We start from the raw sequence: 17,802 nt of genomic DNA on the forward strand, positions 1-17,802 counted from the left end.
ATATGATTACAGCGATCAATATTGAAACGGAGCAATGGAATAGGATCATCGAAATTTTGATTCGTGATCAATGGAACGTCGTCTATAAGTATGATGCTTTTGATGCTGGCATTGATTTCGATTTGATCGTGATGCATAAAGGTAATGATGAGATTTTGTTAGGGTGGGATAACTGGTTGGAGGGTGAAATAAAATGCTCAGAAGAAATAATGCGCTACATCGAAGTGATGATCAATTCCAAATTCTATATTGGTGACCCTGTTAATTTGAAACCTGAGGTAATTAATTTATACTGGAAATCTGAATAGTCTATGTCTTTACTTGATAGAGTTTTCCTCGCTGGTAAAATCCTTGTTCGTCTTTTGTTATTATTGGCAATCGTATCGTTAGTTGTTTCATTGCTGTTACGAATACTATTGGCCATAAAAGACGGCGATGCCACAAGCTTCTACATTGTTGTTATCCAAAATTCTTTGTCTTTTAGCTATTGGATATTGATCATTTCTTTTGTCTTCTTGTTTTTTTTATCAACTACTCATGGTAGGCGAGATGATTAAAAAGAATACGCCGCGTCAGGAGATCAAGTTTTTTCTAGTAGCCTTGATTTTGGGTGTCGTACTTTGGCTTCTCACGCGCAGCTAAAGTCGTAGTGTGTAACCTTTGCGCGTCGGTTGTAGTTAAGTACTTGTCGATTAAATGCACAATGGCAAATTGGATCAATCACCCGCTTACATTACAAGGTCATCTTGTTGAACTTCGCTCATTTGATGAGTCTCACCTGGAAGCACTAACTTCCTTAGCAAGCGATAAACGTATCTGGGAATTTTATGCTTACGATCCAAGTAGCCCGGAACGATATCGATCGGTGTTTAACTCGGCTTTGAGCGATCGTGAAAAGGGAATACAGTTTCCTTTCAGTATTTTCGATAGGGACACGCAGAAAATTATTGGTAGCACGCGTTTTATGGATATTCAGCCAAATCATAAAAAGTTGGAGATTGGTACTACTTGGCTACATCCAGAGTTTTGGGGAACCCCCGTGAATACTGAATGTAAGTTGTTACTTTTAACATATTGCTTTGAGAACTTGGCGACGTTACGTGTTCAATTGAAAACAGACGAAAATAATATTCGGTCAAGGAAAGCAATAGAGAAAATTGGCGCACGATTCGAAGGAATATTGCGGAATGATATGCTACGGGAGAATGGTACGCATCGTCATTCGGCTTATTATAGTATTATCAACGATGAGTGGCTCAACGTTAAAGCGATGTTGTCTGCATCGCTTGCGAATAGGATAGTGAAGTGAGAGGAAGCTTATTTAAAAGTTAGTCTTTTTTGTAATGATCATAAAATGAAGTTATCTGTTGCTCAGCTTAAGCCAGTGCCAGGCGAAATCCAAAGGAATATTGAGACGCATGTGAAGCTGATCGATATGGCGATCGCGGATCAAGCCGATTTAATTATTTTTCCTGAACTATCGCTCACGGGATATGAACCCTCGCGTGCACGCGAACTCGCTGTTCGTGCTGATGATGCCCGCTTGCAGATATTTCAGAAGATCAGTGACGGAAAGAATATTGTGATCGGTGTTGGAGCGCCAATAAAATCTTCAGGAGGAGTAGAAATCAGTCTATTATTCTTTCGGCCTCGCATGGTACCGATGATTTACGCTAAGCATTATCTTCATGCTGATGAAGAACCGTTTTTTGTCCGGGGAGACAACACAGATGGCATTGATATCCATGGAGAACGAGTTGCGCTTGCTATTTGCTACGAGATTTCTATCGCCGAGCACACTCAGAAAGCATTAGTCAGCGGCGCGCAGGTTTTTGTAGCCAGCGTGGCAAAAACGGAACGTGGCATAACAAAAGCTCATCAGCAGCTTTCGGAGATTGCGAAAGCGTTTTCTGTTTCGGTACTGATGTCAAACGCGGTGGGACCAAGCGAAGATGGTATCTGTGCTGGTGCGTCGGCCGTGTTTGCGGCCGATGGATCTCTCATGACACAACTGGGAACTGATCAAGACGGGACTATCACGTTCGACAGCATTACGAAAACACATACGCTACGTCAAACCATTGTTCCTTCAATTTTATAATACCTGCTATGAAGTGCGAGTACGTTAGAACTGAGATCATCGCGTCGAAAAGCTTCGTTGGGAAATCTTTGCGAACGACGCTTGTCGAGAACAAAACAGGTGTGCTCTGGGGAAGCTTTATGCCCCGCAGGAAAGAAATTGAAAATGTTGTCGGCGCCGAGCTTTATTCAATTGAAATTTACGACGATGCTCAGATGCATCGATTCACCCCGGAAACACCATTCACAAAATGGGCCGCGGTGTCGGTGTCAACACATGAGAATGTTCCAGTGGGCTTGGAAACACTCACTATACCGGAGGGGCTATACGCTGTGTTTATCTATACGGGCCGACATACCGAATTTGCATCGGCATTTCAATATATCTTTCAAAACTGGTTGCCTACGTCTCCATTTCAACTCGATAATAGACCACATTTTGAAGTGATGGGTGCACGATATAAGAACGATGCCCCCGATTCTGAAGAAGAAATATGGATACCTATTAAACACAAGACGCAATGAGTACATCGCCAAATCTGCAGCCGAATACACTAGAAGACAATGTTACCAAGTTAGTGCCGTTACGAGCTGCTGATTTTGATGCATTGTATGAAGTGGCGTCCGATCCCGGCATATGGGAGCAACACCCAGCGCGAGATCGTTACAAGAAAGAGGTATTTGAGATTTTCTTTCAAGGTGCTGTTAGCTCCCAATCTGCTTTCCTAATTTATGATCGTCAGTCAAATGCACTTATTGGCAGTACGCGATACTACGGCTACAATGCAGCGGAGTCGAGTATTGGCATTGGGTACACTTTCCTCGCGAAAGAATTTTGGGGAGGACCGTATAATCACTCAACAAAAAAAATGCTTTTGGACTATGCGTTTCAATTCGTAGACTCAGTCAAATTCCATATCGGCGTCTCGAATATACGCTCACAGAAGGCGGTTGAGAAACTTGGTGCGACGAAGAGCACTGAAGTTGATTTCGAATTGAACGGCGTAAACATTCCACATTTTGAATACTTGCTTCCGAAATCGACCTGGGAACAGAATGTAAAATCATGATGGCCGTGTTTCGGCTTTTGCCTCCATACTTCCTGATGTTGCTGGTCAGCTTTCCTGTAATGTCTTCTGCACAGACGTCGCCGGATAAAATTATCGCCTACACAGTAGATCCTTCTTTGGACTCCGTTGCATTTTATTGGAACGATGATCATGGCGTACATCTTAAAAGTCTCGGACGGTTGAAGACATTTGTCGAAAGTAAAGATCGGCGACTTTTGTTTGCGATGAACGCCGGTATGTATATGGAAGATAACTCGCCGCTAGGATTATTCATTCAGGATGGTGTGCAACGCAGAAAGTTAAATGAGAAAGGTGGTCATGGTAATTTTTATCTGAAGCCGAATGGGATATTTTACATCAATGGTCAAGGGCAGGCATCGGTGTCTGAAACATCGAACTTCAAGTCTACGAGTGATATTAAATTCGCGACGCAGTCTGGGCCGATGTTAGTGATTGATGGAGACATTCATCCCGCGTTTATTCAAGGGTCAGCAAATTTAAATATCCGTAACGGTGTCGGTATCCTTCCTGATGGCAAGGTCATCTTTGCAATTTCTACCGTTGCTATAAATTTTTATGACTTTGCGATGTTCTTTAAAACAAGAGGTTGCTTAAATGCACTGTACCTGGATGGTTTTGTGTCGCGTGCTTATTTTGATGATCGAGATTGGAAGCAACTTGACGGAAACTTTGGGGTGATGATCGGTGTTACGTCACTTAACAAGTAACATGCAAGTCACGAAGTTTCAACCGTCTGCACCACTTCAGCCTTTTGTGAAGGAATACATCGTGGTCGAATCGCAGGCGGAGGTGTTGAACCGTATTTTACCTGATACATCGTTGGTGATGGCTTTTCGATTTAAAGGCGATGTAAATCAGATCGTTGATGCTCATACTTCACGACTGCCTGTGTCGATGATTTCCGGTCTTAGAAAATCTGGTAGACTTATTAATTACACGCCCGGCGCTGGAAATTTTTTAGTTTCATTCCGGGAAGGTGGGGCGAGTGCTTTCTTCAAGGAGCCCATTCACTTATTATTTGATGACTCTATCTCGCTTGATAGCTTCTCGCATTATGATAACGTGGCCGGGGTTGAAGATCGTTTAGCAGAAGCAGCTACGCACGAGCAACGCGTGGATGTGGTCGATCAGTTCTTGCTCTTGAAGTTGCGCACACAAAAAACGGACGATGTCGTGCTGAATGCTATTGCCAGGATACATGCCTCGAAAGGTGTGATCAAAATGAAAGATCTAGCCAGCGCGATATGTATGAGTCAAGATGCCTTCGAAAAGAGATTTCGGAAAGTTGTTGGCGTCTCACCAAAACAATTTGCCAACATCGTGCGGATGAAATGTGTGGTGGCTAACGGAAGAAATAAACCATTATCGACCATAGCGTTGGAAGCAGGATATTTCGATCAGCCTCATTTCAATAAAGACTTCAAGCTTTTTACAGGCCAAACGCCCGGTGATTTCTTTACTACACCACCGGCATGGTAAATCAATGATTTTTTACAATCCTTAGCGCGATGCCGTGGCGATCTTTGTTACATCAAAATAACGATCGCTATGAAGAGATTTTCACTTCTTTTTCGAAAGACCTCACCGGTTATCCTTATGCTCGCGAGCACGTGTCTGTTCGCGCAAGTTTCAAAGTCTTCTCAAACAAATAACAATCGTATGCAAATTATTCAAAACAACCGCGCGCGCTTGACGGAGCTTTATGTTGATGTACTCAATAATCGAAAGTTCGAACGACTCCATGAATTTATTTCGGATGACTATGTGAGTGGTAACAACAAAACGGGCGTTGACGCTTTTAAAGAGCCAGCGCTTGCCGTATTGAAAGCGATTCCTGATGCGCAATGGGAAATTCAAAATTTAGTTGTTGATGAATCAAACGCTTTCGTTCATTGGAAAGTGGTAGGCATAAACACCGGCGCTTTCTTAGTGTTCGCGCCCTCGGGAAAGAACGTAGTTGCCGAAGGAATGGGTATTTTTAGGTTGTCGAACGGGAAGGTAATAAGCTCTCAAGTAATGACCGATCGCCTGGGGTTTCTTCAGCAACTCGGTGTGTTGCCAGAAGATATCACAACGTTAAGTGCTGATAGAATTTCACCGGAAGCGGTGGTGTTCATCGATAAGTTTGTGATACCAGACGGATCCTTAACTGAATTTACAAACCGTCTCGATGTGAATAGGAAAATGATCAGCACGATGCCAGGCTTTATCGATGATTACGCATACGAACGCAAGGATGAACACGGCAATACCATCGTGATCACTGTGGCCATTTGGAAAGATGAACAAGCACTACAACGTGCAAAGACAAACGTTCAGGAGCTTTATAAAAATGAAGGATTCAACCCTGCTGCAATGATGCAGCGACTAAATATTCAAATGGATAGAGCAACCTATACGTTCCGTGGATTAAACTAAATAGAATTTGAACGGTCTATCATTTCGGTAGTGCAGCAATTGTAAGAGCGCATCGATTCGTCGATGCGCTTTTTAGTTTTAGGTCACAGCACAGTTTGATTGTATTAAAAAGAATGTAATTTACCGTTCAAAATATTTTATTATGAGCATGAATCCTTTTGAAATTCTTCTTCAACTACTTGGGCTTGCACCTCAACTTGTGGTTGCAGGAGCTTGTATCTTTTATCTTGCAAAAAAAGGAGCGACGCCGGAAGGAATTTTGTTGACCATTGCAAGTGTTGTGTCCTTGATCCTCCATGCGATAACGGCTGTTGTAATTCCATACCTCATGACAAATGGTACGATGGATGCAACCTCAATTGGTGAATTCTACTCACGGCTTTCATTTGTGTACATTATCATCGGCGCGGCACACGCTGTTGGGTTTATTTTGTTAATACTACAAGCGTTGAAAGCTCCTCGCCAGCAAAACACTTTTTAGCAATCACAATGACGTCGCATAATACGAACAAGGTCATTCATCGCGATGGACAAAGTAGTGCCACGATATTCGATGAACGAACGGTCGAAAATGATTACCGTACCCTTGTTCCATTGTTGCGCGAGGGCATGCGTGTTCTTGATGTAGGATGTGGAACAGGGTCTATCTCCAACGGAATTGCAAAACTCGTTGGTGGTATCGGCCACGTAACCGGTATCGACAATACGGCTCATTTCATTGAGCACGGACGAGCATTGTATCGCGATACAACCAATTTGAAATTGATTCATTCCGATCTTTTCAACTTTGATACAGACCAGCCGTTCGATCTTGTTGTGTCGGCAAGAACGTTACAATGGTTATCGAATCCCGGTGAAGCTATTGCAAAAATGAAGCGGTTCCTAAGATCAGGAGGTACGTTATCAATTCTTGACTACAATCACAGTAAGCTGACGTGGACCCCAGCACCACCGAAAAGTATGCGCGACTTTTATGCAATTTTTCTTCAATGGCGCGCTGACGCGCGAATGAATAATCTGATGGGTGATTCGTTGGCTGAGTTGTTTACCGCGAATGGGCTATCTAATGTCGAGGTGCGCGAATCAAACGAAGTCTATACACGTGGTGAAGATAACTTTGTGTCGCGGCTAGGCATTTGGTCTAAGGTCGCAGGACTGAAACAAATCGTTGATGAGGGGTATCTGCATGAAGCCGATCGTGTGAAAACTATTCACGACTATATGCGGTGGGTGGAGGATGAGGCACAGCAAATGATCATGGACTTAAAGGAAGTACGCGGTACTGTATCTGTATGATTTATGTAACACAAATTGTTTATATTAAAGAAGGGGAGGAGCAGACCTTCGAAGAGTTTGAATCAGTGGCTATACCGGCTATCCGGAAGTATAATGGCAAACTTCTGCTGAGACTTCGCCCGGGTGTAGACAATGTGATAGAATCGACGATTGAGAAGCCTTATGAAATTCACATTGTAGAGTTTGCTTCGATGGCAGATTTCGAATCTTTTAAATCGGACAAAGACAGGCTGAAGTTTTTGCACCTGAAAGAAAAATCGGTGCGTGCGATGATGATGATAAAGGGCGAAAAACTCTGAGAATAAAAAAGGTATCCGATGAAGATACCTTTCTATTTGGTGGGCTTGTAATAACTTATTCGCTTGCTTTCAATTTGATGATTTCCTTGTCAATCTTATAAAGACCGCCATTGTCTAATCCGATAAGATCGTAAAGCTCGATGCAGCGACGTGCTTGGCTCTCTTCTTCTAATTGTTCATCAAGGAACCAGTGCAAGAATCGTTGCGTCTGAAAATCTTTTACTTTCAAGCAATGATCAGAAATATTGTTAAAGCTTCTTGTGATTGAAATCTCTTGTTCTAAAGACTGAACGAGTACATCACGAAGGCCTTCAAAGTTCTTCGGTACTTTTGCAACTTCAGGTGAAATAGGAAGTCCACCGGCATCAACAACAAAATCAAAAATCTTCAGCATGTGCTCACGCTCTTCTGCAGATTGCTTCTTGAAGAAGTCACCACAGCCGTTAAGACCTTGTGAATAGCACCATCCCGCCATGGATAAGTAAGTAGCCGATGAGTGCGCCTCCATAGCAATTTGCTGATTCAACAACTCGAGTACGCTATCTTGTAATGATGTTCTAAGGCGAATAACTGATGTCTCCATAAATGACTTTCTTTTTTAATGTCCAATGATAACGATAAATGGAGAGAAATAGATCGCGCGGAGAGCGACAAACCTCAATTTGAATTCAATCTAAAGAGAATTAGATGCTCGGAGAGATACCTTTTCGATTGAGTAGATCCTCCAACTTCAGGAGGAACATCTGGCGGCTGTACAGCTCGCGAAAATGGATGAAGTCAGCAAGGTCAAGTGTTACCACTTTGCCTTTGCAAGTAAGCGGAATACGAACCTGGTCAAATTCGTCAGAAGGGTTCAATAAATGCTCCTCTACATCCTTTCCGACCAAATAACTGATGGTTTGCAGGAACTCACACACATTCTGTTCAATGCGCTCTCCACGGACCAAAAGCTCAAATTTTCCGCTTTTTCGGCGAAAATTGAGGGAAATTGACTGTTGTAGTACTTGCTCCATATCGACGGTAACAAAGGTACTTTATTTAGATTAAATTTAAATAGATCGGCGATAGAAAATTACAAATCCCTTCAAATACGTACGCTGAAGGGATTGTATCAGCAATGACAGCCATTACAGTTCGGCCGTTTGTTGGTGTCTTAACTTGTGGTGGGAAAGGTAGGACACGATCAAAATACCGAATATGATCAGTGGGAAGAATGTCTGGAAGTCGACGCCGTCAACCACGGCATGGGCGATGCTGGCGGACAAGAAATTGATACCAAACCCCACGTAAGCCCATTCTTTAAAACGCGCCGGTACTTTCGGCAAGATGAGGAGGAGACCACCGATTACTTTGAACACCGTAAGTTGCACACGGAAGTAGTCGGGAAAAGCCAAGTGGCGAATGCCTTCTACAGCTAGCGGTGTATGAGAAGTCAGTGCGGGAATAACAGCATCGAACACAAAGATGATGCTTGTCGAGATCCAATAAATAATCTTACACTTTTTCATAGCGTTAATTTTAATTTTTCTGATTGTGTTCCGGCTTGTGCCTTTTGTTGATACAAAGCTAGTGGCAACGTGACCGAGGCGTGATGTGTGATTGCGTCAAACTATGTGGGCGAATGCGACAATCAATTTCTTGCTTCAATAGCGGTAAAATTGGTTCAATGGTGTCTACCTTTGACATGGTATCAAATTAGTTGTATGATCCAGAAAATATGAAAATGAAAGGAATAGCATCGATGATGATGGGCACCATACTTTGTGTGGCCTGTAACAGCAAGAGTTTAGTGAAAGAAGAGCCCGTTCAGGCGGTGTCATCTGCGGGACAATCTTGCTATCTCTATTTAAACAATAAAGACACCGTAAAAATGACTTTGACTTTCGATCATCAAAGCGTAAGCGGCGAGCTCACCTATAACATCTTCGAGAAAGATGGAAACACGGGTACCCTTCGCGGCGCTGTTGTGGGCGATACCATATATGCCGAATACAGCTTTCAATCGGAGGGCGTAACTTCTGTTCGTGATGTTGCATTCTTGAAAAAAGATTCGACCTTGGTGGAAGGTTTTGCACCTATGGATACGTCGGGCACACGCTTTGCCAATCGCGCAGAACTTGATTTCTCTGGAATTGTACTCAAGCCAACAAAATGTTATGAATAAAACTATATTACTCGTTTTCTTTTTCTGTGTTACGGCAACGACATCCCTATACGCGCAAGGTGATGAAGCTGCCATCAAGCAAAGTATTATTACGATGTTTGACGGAATGTCTAAACTCGATGAACAGATCGTTCGTGGTGAGCTCACGAAAGATTTTCAATTGCTTGAAGATGGAGAAGTATGGAATGCAGACTCACTCACAAGCTTTTTTAAAACCATGGACAAGGCCGCGTTTTCTCGTATTAACAAATTTGACTTTATCAAAATCGAAAAACGTGATAACGTTGCTTGGGTGAGTTACTTCAATGAAGCGCAAATTGCTTACCGCGAACGGAAGTTTACAATAAAATGGCTGGAGAGCGCCGTACTGGTGAAAGATAACAAGCGCTGGCGTATTTCGTTTTTACACTCGACAAAGCTACGTCAATAAGTACGATTCAATGTCGTTGACTTAAGCAATTCCTTCGGTATGGATTCGTCTTCACCCCCGGCCCCTGAAGGGGAATTCGATTCGCGGGCTGACCCTTTAGGGAACGAAAGGGGTGGGGTGGCATTTTTTATGTCTCCGTACTTAAGTCAATGACATTGAAGTACGATTGCTTATTTTAGCATCCCGAGTTTTGAAAGACCAAACCAATGTATTCGAAAACCACCACAATATTTTGTGCAATTTTGTTTTTTACAATTGCGCATAACGCGCTCGCGCAACGGCTGAAGCTTACTGTTAACAATCCCGCACCGCGAATAGGCGACGAGCTCGCGGTATCATACAATATCGACGGCAGCGCACATGGCATGTTGGGTATCGGCGCCGTGTCTATGATGCCCGCGTTTCTGGCGGACAAAGGCCCTGTTACAATCGGTCCAATAGCCATTACGTTGAATGGCGTTCTGTATACCTCCGATTCATTGGTACTGCATGTTGCTCAACCTTTACCTGCTGGCATAAAAGACGGCGTTTGGATACGGAAAGTTGAATCGAACGGTGTTGCATACATTATCGTCGAGCAACGGTTTGAAGTCGGTTCCAATAAAAAATTAGCGGAATTGAATGTCGACAAAATTAAGAAACGTGGAATCTTGGTTGAACTCGAAGGCGCGCAGCTATCAACGCAGTCTACATTAACGGGGACGGTGCAGTACAGAATTTCTATTCACCGTTTTGGAAATGTAGCTCAATCAAAAATGATCGAACTTGAAAGGACGTTTTTTACAAATTTACCTGAGAACGTCTTCTTCGAATAAAAAGCAGAAAGCATAACGTGATGAATGCGTAATGCTTCCTGCTAGTGTTACTTCTTAATCTAGCGCTTTATCCAGTTGCTGATTGCTAAAGGCAAAGGAGAAGTCAAGTCGAATTTCAGGATATGACGTTCTTTTGCCATAGAACTCCTGCATGTGTACGCTTCCGTCTAACTTGATGGCAACGTTAGGGATCGGCCGGTAAACCAAACCTGCAGAGGGTTTCCAGAATACACCATCGTCGGCAAGCCCAGATTCGTCGTCACCACCAAAGTCTTTATTTTGAATCACCTCCGGATAACTCATCCAATCCAAGAATAGGTAAGGCACGAATTGTCCGATATCGGATTGAATATTGTATCCCAATCTGATGTACCAAGTTTGCACGTCAAAGTTCGCAGTGGTTTCGATGTCATCTTCCGTGAGTAAATTGTCTGGTAGTTCTTCATTCGTCCTGATAAAACGATCGCGTTGTGTTGGATTGATACCTGCTTCACGAATTACTGAGAGAACACTTGCCGGGTCACGTACGCCGCTGTGTGCTGCGCGATAGTATTCTGATTGCACCAGCAAGTTGCCAAATTGTTTTTCAAAGTAAACACCTGCAACGACGAAATGATCGCCTGCCATCCATGGTAATATTCCGCCGCGTGGCGAACCATCACCGAGCGAAACGGTTGATGTCGTTTTCTTGTTGTTGATACTCGATGAGTATCCAGACGTACCGAGAATGAAAGAATGCGTCAGTGATTTATACCGCAGGTCCCAGCCAAGCGGAAAGATACCAGGCTTGGCGCCACCTTCGCCATTGTCCGTCATCAAGGCATAAGAAACAACACGACGACTGTTCTGAAGTTCTCCATGCAGCATGAAGTTCGTAGTACGCGTTAAAAATAAGTGGTCTTGATCGAGCATCTCTGGTGGCTCAATACCAATGAACGTTGGAATTTGATCGAGTCGCTCATTGTATAAACCAAACTTGCGATACATCTTTCCAACCCTTACCTGCAAGAAATCTTTGAAAGCAAAATTTCCCCAGGCGTTTCGCACTTCTAAAAACTCATCCACGTAGGCAAGGTTGAATAAGTATGAGATTTTTGTTGAGAAGTTTCCCTTTCCATAAATGTGAAAGTTCCGAACAGGAGTCCACTCTGCAGGATCAGAAACTTTTTTAACCTCGCCACTTTCACCAAGGGTAGGATAGTTAAAAGTCTTTTGCAAGTTTGAATTGATATAACCATACAAGTAAAGCTTGCGGTCGACAAGCTCCAGGTTAAGGAGGTCTTCAAGGGATAAATCGAATAGTTCGTTGCCGGTTTGTGTGGAGTCCGTCTGCGAATAAGCTACACTAGAAAACAGGACCAATAGTGAAATGAGAAACTTTTTCATATTGACGCATTTAGGTTTGTAGACTACGATGGTGTTTGTCAGCTAACGGTCTATGACCTGAGGAGGCCGTAGATGCATAAATATACCTGTATAAGTTAATGAAATTTTCGGTCGATTAGCAATGAAGTCTCTCGGCTTATTTCTTTCGGTGTCAGATCGATAAATAAAAAGGCCCCTTTGAAAGAGGCCTTCTTGGAAACTAATTCTTGAATGTCTATTTATTCACGATTAACGTATACGTAGCCGCCCCGCACCCTTCACTTCTCTAAAGGGCCCCGCGCAATGCAATGATATTCTCTTCGAAGGCTTTCACGATTAACGATTCAATGTCATTGACTTAAGCAACCGCCTTCAGTTATAGATTTCTATTCTCCCTGGCCCCTGAAGGTAACTCGATTTGCGGGCTGACCCTTTAGGGAATGAAAGGGGCGGTGTGTCTCAGTACATTAATGTCTATTGACAATCTAGGCACATCCATTCGACAACGCCGCCACCGGATCCGAATCGTTGCATGGTGTATTTTTCAATGTCGATGAGGAATCCAATACCCCCGGCATTCGCATTCTGCGTGCAGCATCCACCGCAATCTGTATCCGCGCACATGTCATAGACCTTTACATCGATCGTCCGTGTTCCTTGACGAAGTCGGAGTGTCTTCAATTTGTAAGTGTTCGCATCTTTCGAATGAACGGCAGCAATGTTGTTTGCCATCACCCACGACTCAGGTTGTTTGCCATTGACAAAAGCGAAGTAGCCAGCCCATAAACAACCATTGTAGTTGACGCACTCGTCGCTACCAGGATCTGGATAAGAAGTGAAGTTTGTGAGGTTTGCACGTCGCCATGTTCCAGTGGGTGGGGTAGACGTACCCGTCGTAAATTTTTCCCATCCGCCAATCGTTGTACGCGTACACGTCATGGCCTTTGTTCCATTCTCCGACGAAATGTAGCGTCCATTGTTTCCCAGGAAAGAAACAGAACCATCGCTGTTGTCTACGACGGTAAATTTTTCCCAGTCGCCGACTGCAGTGCGACTACAGGTAATCGCTTTTGTTCCATTCTCAGACGAAACATATTTGCCCATGCTACGCAACGCTACTTTGCCACCACCAGCATCAACGACCGTAAATTTCTCCCAGTCGCTTGCTGTTGTTCGGGTACATTGCATCGGAGCGGTTCCATTTTCACCGCACACGAAAAGTCCATTGGAACCTTTAAAGCTCACGACCTCGCCCACTGAGATTCGTGCGTTCGATACATCTCGTGCGACTACTTCATTGTCGGTCTTCGCACGCTTCCTGTTTTTGTCCGTCACATCACTACTGCATGACGAAAGCATCGCTGCGCCCATAGCTAACAGCCAGAGCATAGCACTGAATTGGTTTTTCTTCATTGGTTTAAAGATTTGGGTTAACACGCTAAAGACGAAAAATGAAGGGCGCGAACCTGATTGGAAGATGGGGGTATTTTTTGGGTAGGGAAGGGAAGGGAGAAGCAAGAAGTAAGGAGTAAGAAGAATGGGAGTCAGGAGACAGAAGTCAGTAGTCAGACATTCTTTTTTCCTATCTTCATACTTCTTAATTCTTACTTCTTAATTCTTACTCCTGACTTCTGACTCCTGACTACTTTTAATGAGAAAGATGGTGCAAAACGTTTTGAGTTCTTGAATAATTGAAAGTAGATCTAGTGAGTTTCCTGTGTTGAGCGCTTCTCGGAGAACGTCCGTAATCTTTGCCTTGCCGGCCGCGGTTTCATCTAGAAGACTCACATATTTCCCAACAGAACCATGACAGTCGTACCAAGTAATAACATTTGGTCTGTCAGTCTTAAGGTAGTCACCGAGTTCAAATGGAATAATTTTTAACAGTCCAAGCCCGTTGTCGTTCTCTATTGTCATTTGATCTTTTATATTGGTCTGGGTGATCGTATGCATTTTCAGCTCATCTTCGGCAGTTCAATATAGCCATACCTTCATGATGTTCGCAAAAAAGATATCTTACCAGCCCGGTCCGATTTTGTCTATCGTAGCTCCATTAATGATTAGCGCTGTCTCGGTTTCCATTTCAATTGTAATATCATCACCAGTGGTCGAGTGTAACGTCATCAGCTCCACCAGTCTTTCTGGATTAAGAGGTGAGTATTCCTTTCCTTGTCGGAGTAATTTTTCTGAACCATTGCTTAGCGCTGTCCAAAACTTTTGCCTGTTGTTTTTTGTCAAGCCTCGCAAGTCAGTACATCGAGTCACCAATTCGCCCTTCGAATTCCAAAATACAGTATTGGTTTTTTCTTCGTTTTCATTTGGGAATAGTGTCTTCAGCCAGGCAGTCAATTCGTAGTCTCCTAAAATTTCTGATTCTTTTGCCGCAATTTCCATGATCAGATCATAGCCAGTCCATCGTGTAAAGAAAACCTCACCATTTTCTAATGTTATAAAACCATTTGCCATTGTCTTGAGATGTTTTCTTAAAATTATTCTCGTGCCTTCACTTCAGTTCTTCCTTTTGACATTTAATTTGAAATCCAATGCTCTTAGTAGTCTGATATCGATATCTCGTTACAAAGGACCTTCGAGCTCAGCTCGTTCTGGATCATGTCTTATTTTTATTGTCGGATACAGTACAAGTCCAATGATAAAACCACTTAGAAGTCCACCGATATGTGCAGCGTTGTCAATGCCACCAGTGAGTCCCATCAGCAAATTGAACGCGACGAATATTACTGTACTCACGGCAAATCCTGCGCTAACTTCGCGCGGGAATACTTTCGTTAACCAGAAAGATAGAAATAGTCCATACAGTCCGAAGATCGCACCCGATGCTCCGACACTTACTGTTGCATCATACCACCAGATGCTCGCAATGCTTCCGAGGATACCTGTCAATAAATACGTTGTTAAAAATTTGAACTTGCCGAGTATCGGCTCGAGAAAGATACCGATGAATATCAGTCCGTACATATTTGCAAGTACATGCATAATGCCGCCGTGCAGGAACGTACTGGTTACGAGACGCCACCAATCGCCGCCGGTGGTGAGTGGTCCATAGTTAGCACCCCAACTTACTAAATCTGGTCCGGAGAACGAGATGAATCCCAATCCCAAGAACGCCATCAGAATATAGATGCCGAGGTTGACGCAAATTAAAATGGGTGTGACAAAATATCCTTGTGTGGGTTTTAGAAGATCGAGCGCTTCCTTTATTTCCGCTTGAGCTTCTTCGTCGGGTTTGTTTGCTTTTATTCGTCTCAGTTGATCGTAGTCAATTTTTCGAATCAATATCATGAACAGCCAGATCGTTAGCCCGACTAACGACGAGCCGATGATCCACGATAGCTTGCGGCCATTGCGGGCTTCAAACGAATCATGTACAGGAACTAGAATCGTCTTCGCGTCGTTGCTGAATATGTTGTTCTTGATCGCCGTAACGAATCCTTCTCTTTTGTCGGAGTTACGGATTTTGTCCAGGTAAGTAAATTTCGATACATCCATACTGTCGAATTCGCGTTCACTTCTCTCGACAAATTCCAGGTACCTTCTGTCTTTTTCAGGCTGGTCAAGACTGTTATCAATGGTCTCCTTGAATTCAATTCCGAGCCACGTGGAGCATGTAAAGCTGATCGTGTCGGCCTCTTTTTCCAAGATTGGCAGAACAACATAAATATGCATGTTGAAATTCTCGGTGCCTTTACCCGTTACGTCAACTGCTGTGTGTGTGCTGATTGCTTTTTTGAATACGTAATAATTTTTTACGGTGTAGAACTTCGTCGATTCAGTTGTGTTGATTTCAGCAATAGAATTTAATGTCGTAAGCTTTCCGGATGCCGTGACGATGTATTCTTGCGCGATAATGAGCGGAACTGTAAACACAATCCATAAAATGAGACTATAGATGTCGAGTAAATTTCCTCTCGCTGTTTCCAGGCTAAGTATCTTAAGTCTTGGTCTTAAAAAAATCACAACCGTTAAACCTGTTAACGTGATGGGGATGCCAAAATTTGTAATGACTTCTTTTAATCCAATGACCTCAAGTTTTATAAACAGCATCCAATGGAGGAAGGTGTAGATCGTTAACAGTCCAAGGAAGGCGAGGAGTGTGGGAATGAAAATGATGCTGATCTTGTCTTTCATGTTCTCGCTCAACTTGACGGATTTGGGTAACAGGTTGTGTCAGTCGAAGATATATATAATTCAGGCGATTTTAGAGTAGAAGTATTTTTCTGATGGAATGCGGAAATAAACTTTTGAGGCTGCGTCCAGCACATAAAACTAATCAGCGCTTGTAGTTTTGTTCTTTGTTGACACTGCCCAGTTAAGTGTCATTGTTAAATTTGAGTACCCAGAACAGGCCGAAGGTGATTGTTTACACCGAAGGTAATTCTAAAATCAGAGCGGCATCGAGCCGCCCTGATTTTAACCCAGACACAGAGCCTCAGGTTCATGTTTGCCCAATGGTAATAGATTAGTATAAAACGGTCAACCAATTTCAGGGATCGACACTTTCTTACTCCTTACTTCTTACTGCTGACTTCTGACTTCTTGCTCCTTACTTCTTACTCCTGACTCCTGACTTCTGACTCCCCACATCACTGTTGTAACAAGTGTGACAAATTATGACAATTTCTACCTATGTTCTACCCCGCCTTCCTTTTTGTTCAGATGGCCTTTTCCAGGCTTTCCTTGGTGTTTCCTCCCTATATGTCCCGTATATGTCCCGTATATGTCTGCTACGTGTCCGCTATTTCTCCGCTATCACAGGGAACATGTAGCGGACAGCTCCGTAAAATAGGTTGGAAAAACAACTTAAAAATATTTACAAAAGTTTTTTACTACGCAAACTGGTTGCGAACTGCTCCGATAGATTTGAAACATCAATGGCACGGAAAACGTTAGCCAAACATGCTAGCCAATGGCGACGGTTGAACTGCCTTTGTAGTAAATAAATGTTTCACAAAAAAAATAAAGGTTATGTCAAAACAAATGTCGATTCTGAAATTGAAAGGCAAAATGGACGGGATTTCATTCTATCAGAAAAATGGTGAGTATGTTGCTCGAAAGGCAAGTGGTCCGAGCAGAGAGCGAATTTTTCGCGATCCAAAGTTTGAGCGTACACGCGAAAACCTGAGTGGGTTTACAGGCATGTCGCTGGGCGGGGCCGTCTACGCGATTAGGCGCTGGCAATCTCGCGTCTCAATAGGTGTGTCTATTTATTTCTTCTGTCAGTCCAACAAGCGCGTTTGATGAACCTAAAAATATTCCAAAGGCCATTATTAGTCCGCTGGAAATTGTCAGCAAGATAATCTGTCCATTGTCCTTAACTTTTTCAACCTTTAATTGATAGACTATATTGAAGAGGATAAGTAAGGCCGTCAGTAGTAAAGCCGAGAGAGACCAGTCAAAGGATTCTTGTCTCACCCAGTCGTTTAGCATTTTTATTGAATCGTCCTTTGTTTTACCGTGAGGAGCTCGAACAACAATAGAGAATGAGGAGTAAACAGCATAAACAAAAAGAAACGAAACTGTGTTTAAGATATACTTTATAGTCTCCTTAATAACGTCTGCCTTTCTCTTAACAAGTCCGTATAAAAGTCTTAATGCCAAAACTGTCCAAATTGCAACAGCAGCCATCACACTATACTCCCATAATTTATTTATCAACTCATATGTCATGTATCTCAATCTTCTTATTGCTTGCGCCTAACGCTTGTATATTGACTATTTCGCTAAGTGTGACCCACCTATTTCGGTAATGATCTGACCCACCTTTTAGCTGCGTGGATTTGATGGTTCTAAGCTAGTGTTTTTCGGAAGAGTTTTTTAATGATTTTTT

General features: G+C 43.0%; 23 protein-coding genes. 14 read left to right on the forward strand and 9 right to left on the reverse strand.

The annotated features are described in order from the left end of the window. The first annotated feature begins 2 nt into the window (after window positions 1–2). The 11 genes from DQQ10_RS21835 to DQQ10_RS21885 all read left to right on the forward strand — a co-directional run bounded on the left by DQQ10_RS21835 (window position 3) and on the right by DQQ10_RS21885 (window position 7,183). Window positions 3–308 (forward strand): hypothetical protein, encoded by a 306-nt coding sequence (locus DQQ10_RS21835; RefSeq protein ID WP_112749052.1) that lies wholly within the window; start codon window positions 3–5, stop codon window positions 306–308. A gap of 395 nt (window positions 309–703) precedes the next feature. Beyond that, on the forward strand, window positions 704–1,309 hold the full coding sequence (locus DQQ10_RS21840; RefSeq protein ID WP_112749053.1) for a GNAT family N-acetyltransferase: 606 nt from the start codon (window positions 704–706) through the stop codon (window positions 1,307–1,309). Window positions 1,310–1,354: 45 nt separating this feature from the next. Then, window positions 1,355–2,101: a carbon-nitrogen hydrolase family protein gene (locus DQQ10_RS21845; protein ID WP_112749054.1), complete on the forward strand. Its 747-nt coding sequence runs from the start codon at window positions 1,355–1,357 to the stop codon at window positions 2,099–2,101. Window positions 2,102–2,109: 8 nt separating this feature from the next. After that, window positions 2,110–2,604 (forward strand): GyrI-like domain-containing protein, encoded by a 495-nt coding sequence (locus tag DQQ10_RS21850; RefSeq protein ID WP_112749055.1) that lies wholly within the window; start codon window positions 2,110–2,112, stop codon window positions 2,602–2,604. Continuing rightward, window positions 2,601–3,149, forward strand: coding sequence for a GNAT family N-acetyltransferase (locus DQQ10_RS21855; protein ID WP_112749056.1), 549 nt, complete (start codon window positions 2,601–2,603; stop codon window positions 3,147–3,149). The genes DQQ10_RS21850 and DQQ10_RS21855 overlap by 4 nt, the downstream gene beginning before the upstream one ends. Further along, window positions 3,146–3,877 (forward strand): phosphodiester glycosidase family protein, encoded by a 732-nt coding sequence (locus DQQ10_RS21860; RefSeq protein ID WP_245970497.1) that lies wholly within the window; start codon window positions 3,146–3,148, stop codon window positions 3,875–3,877. Before DQQ10_RS21855 ends, DQQ10_RS21860 begins: the two co-directional genes overlap by 4 nt. Window position 3,878: 1 nt before the next feature. Next, entirely contained in the window at window positions 3,879–4,649 is a 771-nt protein-coding gene (locus tag DQQ10_RS21865) for a helix-turn-helix transcriptional regulator (RefSeq protein ID WP_112749057.1), read from the forward strand. A 69-nt stretch (window positions 4,650–4,718) separates the two neighbouring features. Next, a complete protein-coding gene (locus DQQ10_RS21870; RefSeq protein ID WP_112749058.1) occupies window positions 4,719–5,588 on the forward strand; it encodes an ester cyclase in 870 nt (289 codons plus the stop codon). A 142-nt stretch (window positions 5,589–5,730) separates the two neighbouring features. Further along, entirely contained in the window at window positions 5,731–6,069 is a 339-nt protein-coding gene (locus tag DQQ10_RS21875) for a hypothetical protein (protein ID WP_112749059.1), read from the forward strand. Between the two features lie 8 nt (window positions 6,070–6,077). Beyond that, on the forward strand, window positions 6,078–6,884 hold the full coding sequence (locus DQQ10_RS21880) for a class I SAM-dependent methyltransferase (protein ID WP_112749060.1): 807 nt from the start codon (window positions 6,078–6,080) through the stop codon (window positions 6,882–6,884). Next, window positions 6,881–7,183 carry a DUF1330 domain-containing protein gene (locus DQQ10_RS21885; protein ID WP_112749061.1) on the forward strand — a complete coding sequence of 101 codons (303 nt, stop codon included), beginning with the start codon at window positions 6,881–6,883 and terminating at the stop codon, window positions 7,181–7,183. The genes DQQ10_RS21880 and DQQ10_RS21885 overlap by 4 nt, the downstream gene beginning before the upstream one ends. 55 nt (window positions 7,184–7,238) lie before the next feature. On the opposite strand, the gene DQQ10_RS21890 is transcribed toward DQQ10_RS21885, so the two are convergent. The 3 genes from DQQ10_RS21890 to DQQ10_RS21900 form a co-directional block, all read right to left on the reverse strand. Continuing rightward, window positions 7,239–7,766, reverse strand: a complete 528-nt coding sequence (locus tag DQQ10_RS21890; RefSeq protein WP_112749062.1) for a ferritin — start codon at window positions 7,764–7,766, stop codon at window positions 7,239–7,241. 100 nt (window positions 7,767–7,866) lie between these two features. After that, window positions 7,867–8,196 (reverse strand): hypothetical protein, encoded by a 330-nt coding sequence (locus DQQ10_RS21895; protein WP_112749063.1) that lies wholly within the window; start codon window positions 8,194–8,196, stop codon window positions 7,867–7,869. A gap of 114 nt (window positions 8,197–8,310) precedes the next feature. Further along, the gene (locus DQQ10_RS21900) at window positions 8,311–8,691 is read right to left on the reverse strand and encodes a DoxX family protein (protein WP_112749064.1); all 381 of its coding nucleotides are present in this window, start codon (window positions 8,689–8,691) and stop codon (window positions 8,311–8,313) included. A 209-nt stretch (window positions 8,692–8,900) separates the two neighbouring features. On the opposite strand from DQQ10_RS21900, the gene DQQ10_RS21905 reads away from it, so the two are divergent. The 3 genes from DQQ10_RS21905 (at window position 8,901) to DQQ10_RS21915 (ending at window position 10,592) form a co-directional block, all read left to right on the forward strand. After that, window positions 8,901–9,347: a hypothetical protein gene (locus tag DQQ10_RS21905; RefSeq protein WP_112749065.1), complete on the forward strand. Its 447-nt coding sequence runs from the start codon at window positions 8,901–8,903 to the stop codon at window positions 9,345–9,347. Continuing rightward, window positions 9,340–9,777 carry a nuclear transport factor 2 family protein gene (locus DQQ10_RS21910; protein ID WP_112749066.1) on the forward strand — a complete coding sequence of 146 codons (438 nt, stop codon included), beginning with the start codon at window positions 9,340–9,342 and terminating at the stop codon, window positions 9,775–9,777. The genes DQQ10_RS21905 and DQQ10_RS21910 overlap by 8 nt, the downstream gene beginning before the upstream one ends. 206 nt (window positions 9,778–9,983) lie before the next feature. Continuing rightward, on the forward strand, window positions 9,984–10,592 hold the full coding sequence (locus DQQ10_RS21915) for a hypothetical protein (RefSeq protein ID WP_112749067.1): 609 nt from the start codon (window positions 9,984–9,986) through the stop codon (window positions 10,590–10,592). Window positions 10,593–10,646: 54 nt separating this feature from the next. Here DQQ10_RS21915 and DQQ10_RS21920 read toward each other — a convergent pair whose 3' ends face one another. From DQQ10_RS21920 to DQQ10_RS21945, 6 genes are all read right to left on the reverse strand, one after another. Then, the gene (locus DQQ10_RS21920) at window positions 10,647–11,978 is read right to left on the reverse strand and encodes a hypothetical protein (protein ID WP_112749068.1); all 1,332 of its coding nucleotides are present in this window, start codon (window positions 11,976–11,978) and stop codon (window positions 10,647–10,649) included. 453 nt (window positions 11,979–12,431) lie between these two features. Continuing rightward, window positions 12,432–13,370, reverse strand: coding sequence for a fascin domain-containing protein (locus DQQ10_RS21925; protein ID WP_112749069.1), 939 nt, complete (start codon window positions 13,368–13,370; stop codon window positions 12,432–12,434). Between the two features lie 198 nt (window positions 13,371–13,568). Then, window positions 13,569–13,874 (reverse strand): hypothetical protein, encoded by a 306-nt coding sequence (locus DQQ10_RS21930; RefSeq protein WP_165824051.1) that lies wholly within the window; start codon window positions 13,872–13,874, stop codon window positions 13,569–13,571. Between the two features lie 99 nt (window positions 13,875–13,973). Then, window positions 13,974–14,423: a hypothetical protein gene (locus tag DQQ10_RS21935; RefSeq protein WP_112749071.1), complete on the reverse strand. Its 450-nt coding sequence runs from the start codon at window positions 14,421–14,423 to the stop codon at window positions 13,974–13,976. Window positions 14,424–14,531: 108 nt separating this feature from the next. After that, on the reverse strand, window positions 14,532–16,103 hold the full coding sequence (locus DQQ10_RS21940) for a rhomboid family intramembrane serine protease (protein WP_112749072.1): 1,572 nt from the start codon (window positions 16,101–16,103) through the stop codon (window positions 14,532–14,534). A 1,059-nt stretch (window positions 16,104–17,162) separates the two neighbouring features. Continuing rightward, complete coding sequence (locus tag DQQ10_RS21945) at window positions 17,163–17,603, reverse strand: hypothetical protein (RefSeq protein ID WP_133259723.1); 441 nt, start codon at window positions 17,601–17,603, stop codon at window positions 17,163–17,165. Window positions 17,604–17,802 lie beyond the last annotated feature (199 nt).

Origin of the sequence: Pseudochryseolinea flava (genome assembly GCF_003286915.1) — a bacterium.
In the GTDB taxonomy this organism is placed as follows: Bacteria; Bacteroidota; Bacteroidia; order Cytophagales; family Cyclobacteriaceae; genus Ohtaekwangia; species Ohtaekwangia flava.

Coding starts and splice junctions, on each gene's coding strand:
- DQQ10_RS21910 (WP_112749066.1), top strand. CDS start 9,340: ATGAATAAAACTATATTACTCGTTTTCTTTTTCTGTGTTACGGCAACG.
- DQQ10_RS21860 (WP_245970497.1), top strand. CDS start 3,146: ATGATGGCCGTGTTTCGGCTTTTGCCTCCATACTTCCTGATGTTGCTG.
- DQQ10_RS21915 (WP_112749067.1), top strand. CDS start 9,984: ATGTATTCGAAAACCACCACAATATTTTGTGCAATTTTGTTTTTTACA.
- DQQ10_RS21855 (WP_112749056.1), top strand. CDS start 2,601: ATGAGTACATCGCCAAATCTGCAGCCGAATACACTAGAAGACAATGTT.
- DQQ10_RS21935 (WP_112749071.1), bottom strand. CDS start 14,423: ATGGCAAATGGTTTTATAACATTAGAAAATGGTGAGGTTTTCTTTACA.
- DQQ10_RS21925 (WP_112749069.1), bottom strand. CDS start 13,370: ATGAAGAAAAACCAATTCAGTGCTATGCTCTGGCTGTTAGCTATGGGC.
- DQQ10_RS21850 (WP_112749055.1), top strand. CDS start 2,110: ATGAAGTGCGAGTACGTTAGAACTGAGATCATCGCGTCGAAAAGCTTC.
- DQQ10_RS21900 (WP_112749064.1), bottom strand. CDS start 8,691: ATGAAAAAGTGTAAGATTATTTATTGGATCTCGACAAGCATCATCTTT.
- DQQ10_RS21845 (WP_112749054.1), top strand. CDS start 1,355: ATGAAGTTATCTGTTGCTCAGCTTAAGCCAGTGCCAGGCGAAATCCAA.
- DQQ10_RS21885 (WP_112749061.1), top strand. CDS start 6,881: ATGATTTATGTAACACAAATTGTTTATATTAAAGAAGGGGAGGAGCAG.
- DQQ10_RS21840 (WP_112749053.1), top strand. CDS start 704: ATGGCAAATTGGATCAATCACCCGCTTACATTACAAGGTCATCTTGTT.
- DQQ10_RS21930 (WP_165824051.1), bottom strand. CDS start 13,874: ATGACAATAGAGAACGACAACGGGCTTGGACTGTTAAAAATTATTCCA.
- DQQ10_RS21890 (WP_112749062.1), bottom strand. CDS start 7,766: ATGGAGACATCAGTTATTCGCCTTAGAACATCATTACAAGATAGCGTA.
- DQQ10_RS21920 (WP_112749068.1), bottom strand. CDS start 11,978: ATGAAAAAGTTTCTCATTTCACTATTGGTCCTGTTTTCTAGTGTAGCT.
- DQQ10_RS21880 (WP_112749060.1), top strand. CDS start 6,078: ATGACGTCGCATAATACGAACAAGGTCATTCATCGCGATGGACAAAGT.
- DQQ10_RS21905 (WP_112749065.1), top strand. CDS start 8,901: ATGAAAATGAAAGGAATAGCATCGATGATGATGGGCACCATACTTTGT.
- DQQ10_RS21835 (WP_112749052.1), top strand. CDS start 3: ATGATTACAGCGATCAATATTGAAACGGAGCAATGGAATAGGATCATC.
- DQQ10_RS21870 (WP_112749058.1), top strand. CDS start 4,719: ATGAAGAGATTTTCACTTCTTTTTCGAAAGACCTCACCGGTTATCCTT.
- DQQ10_RS21875 (WP_112749059.1), top strand. CDS start 5,731: ATGAGCATGAATCCTTTTGAAATTCTTCTTCAACTACTTGGGCTTGCA.
- DQQ10_RS21865 (WP_112749057.1), top strand. CDS start 3,879: ATGCAAGTCACGAAGTTTCAACCGTCTGCACCACTTCAGCCTTTTGTG.
- DQQ10_RS21940 (WP_112749072.1), bottom strand. CDS start 16,103: ATGAAAGACAAGATCAGCATCATTTTCATTCCCACACTCCTCGCCTTC.
- DQQ10_RS21895 (WP_112749063.1), bottom strand. CDS start 8,196: ATGGAGCAAGTACTACAACAGTCAATTTCCCTCAATTTTCGCCGAAAA.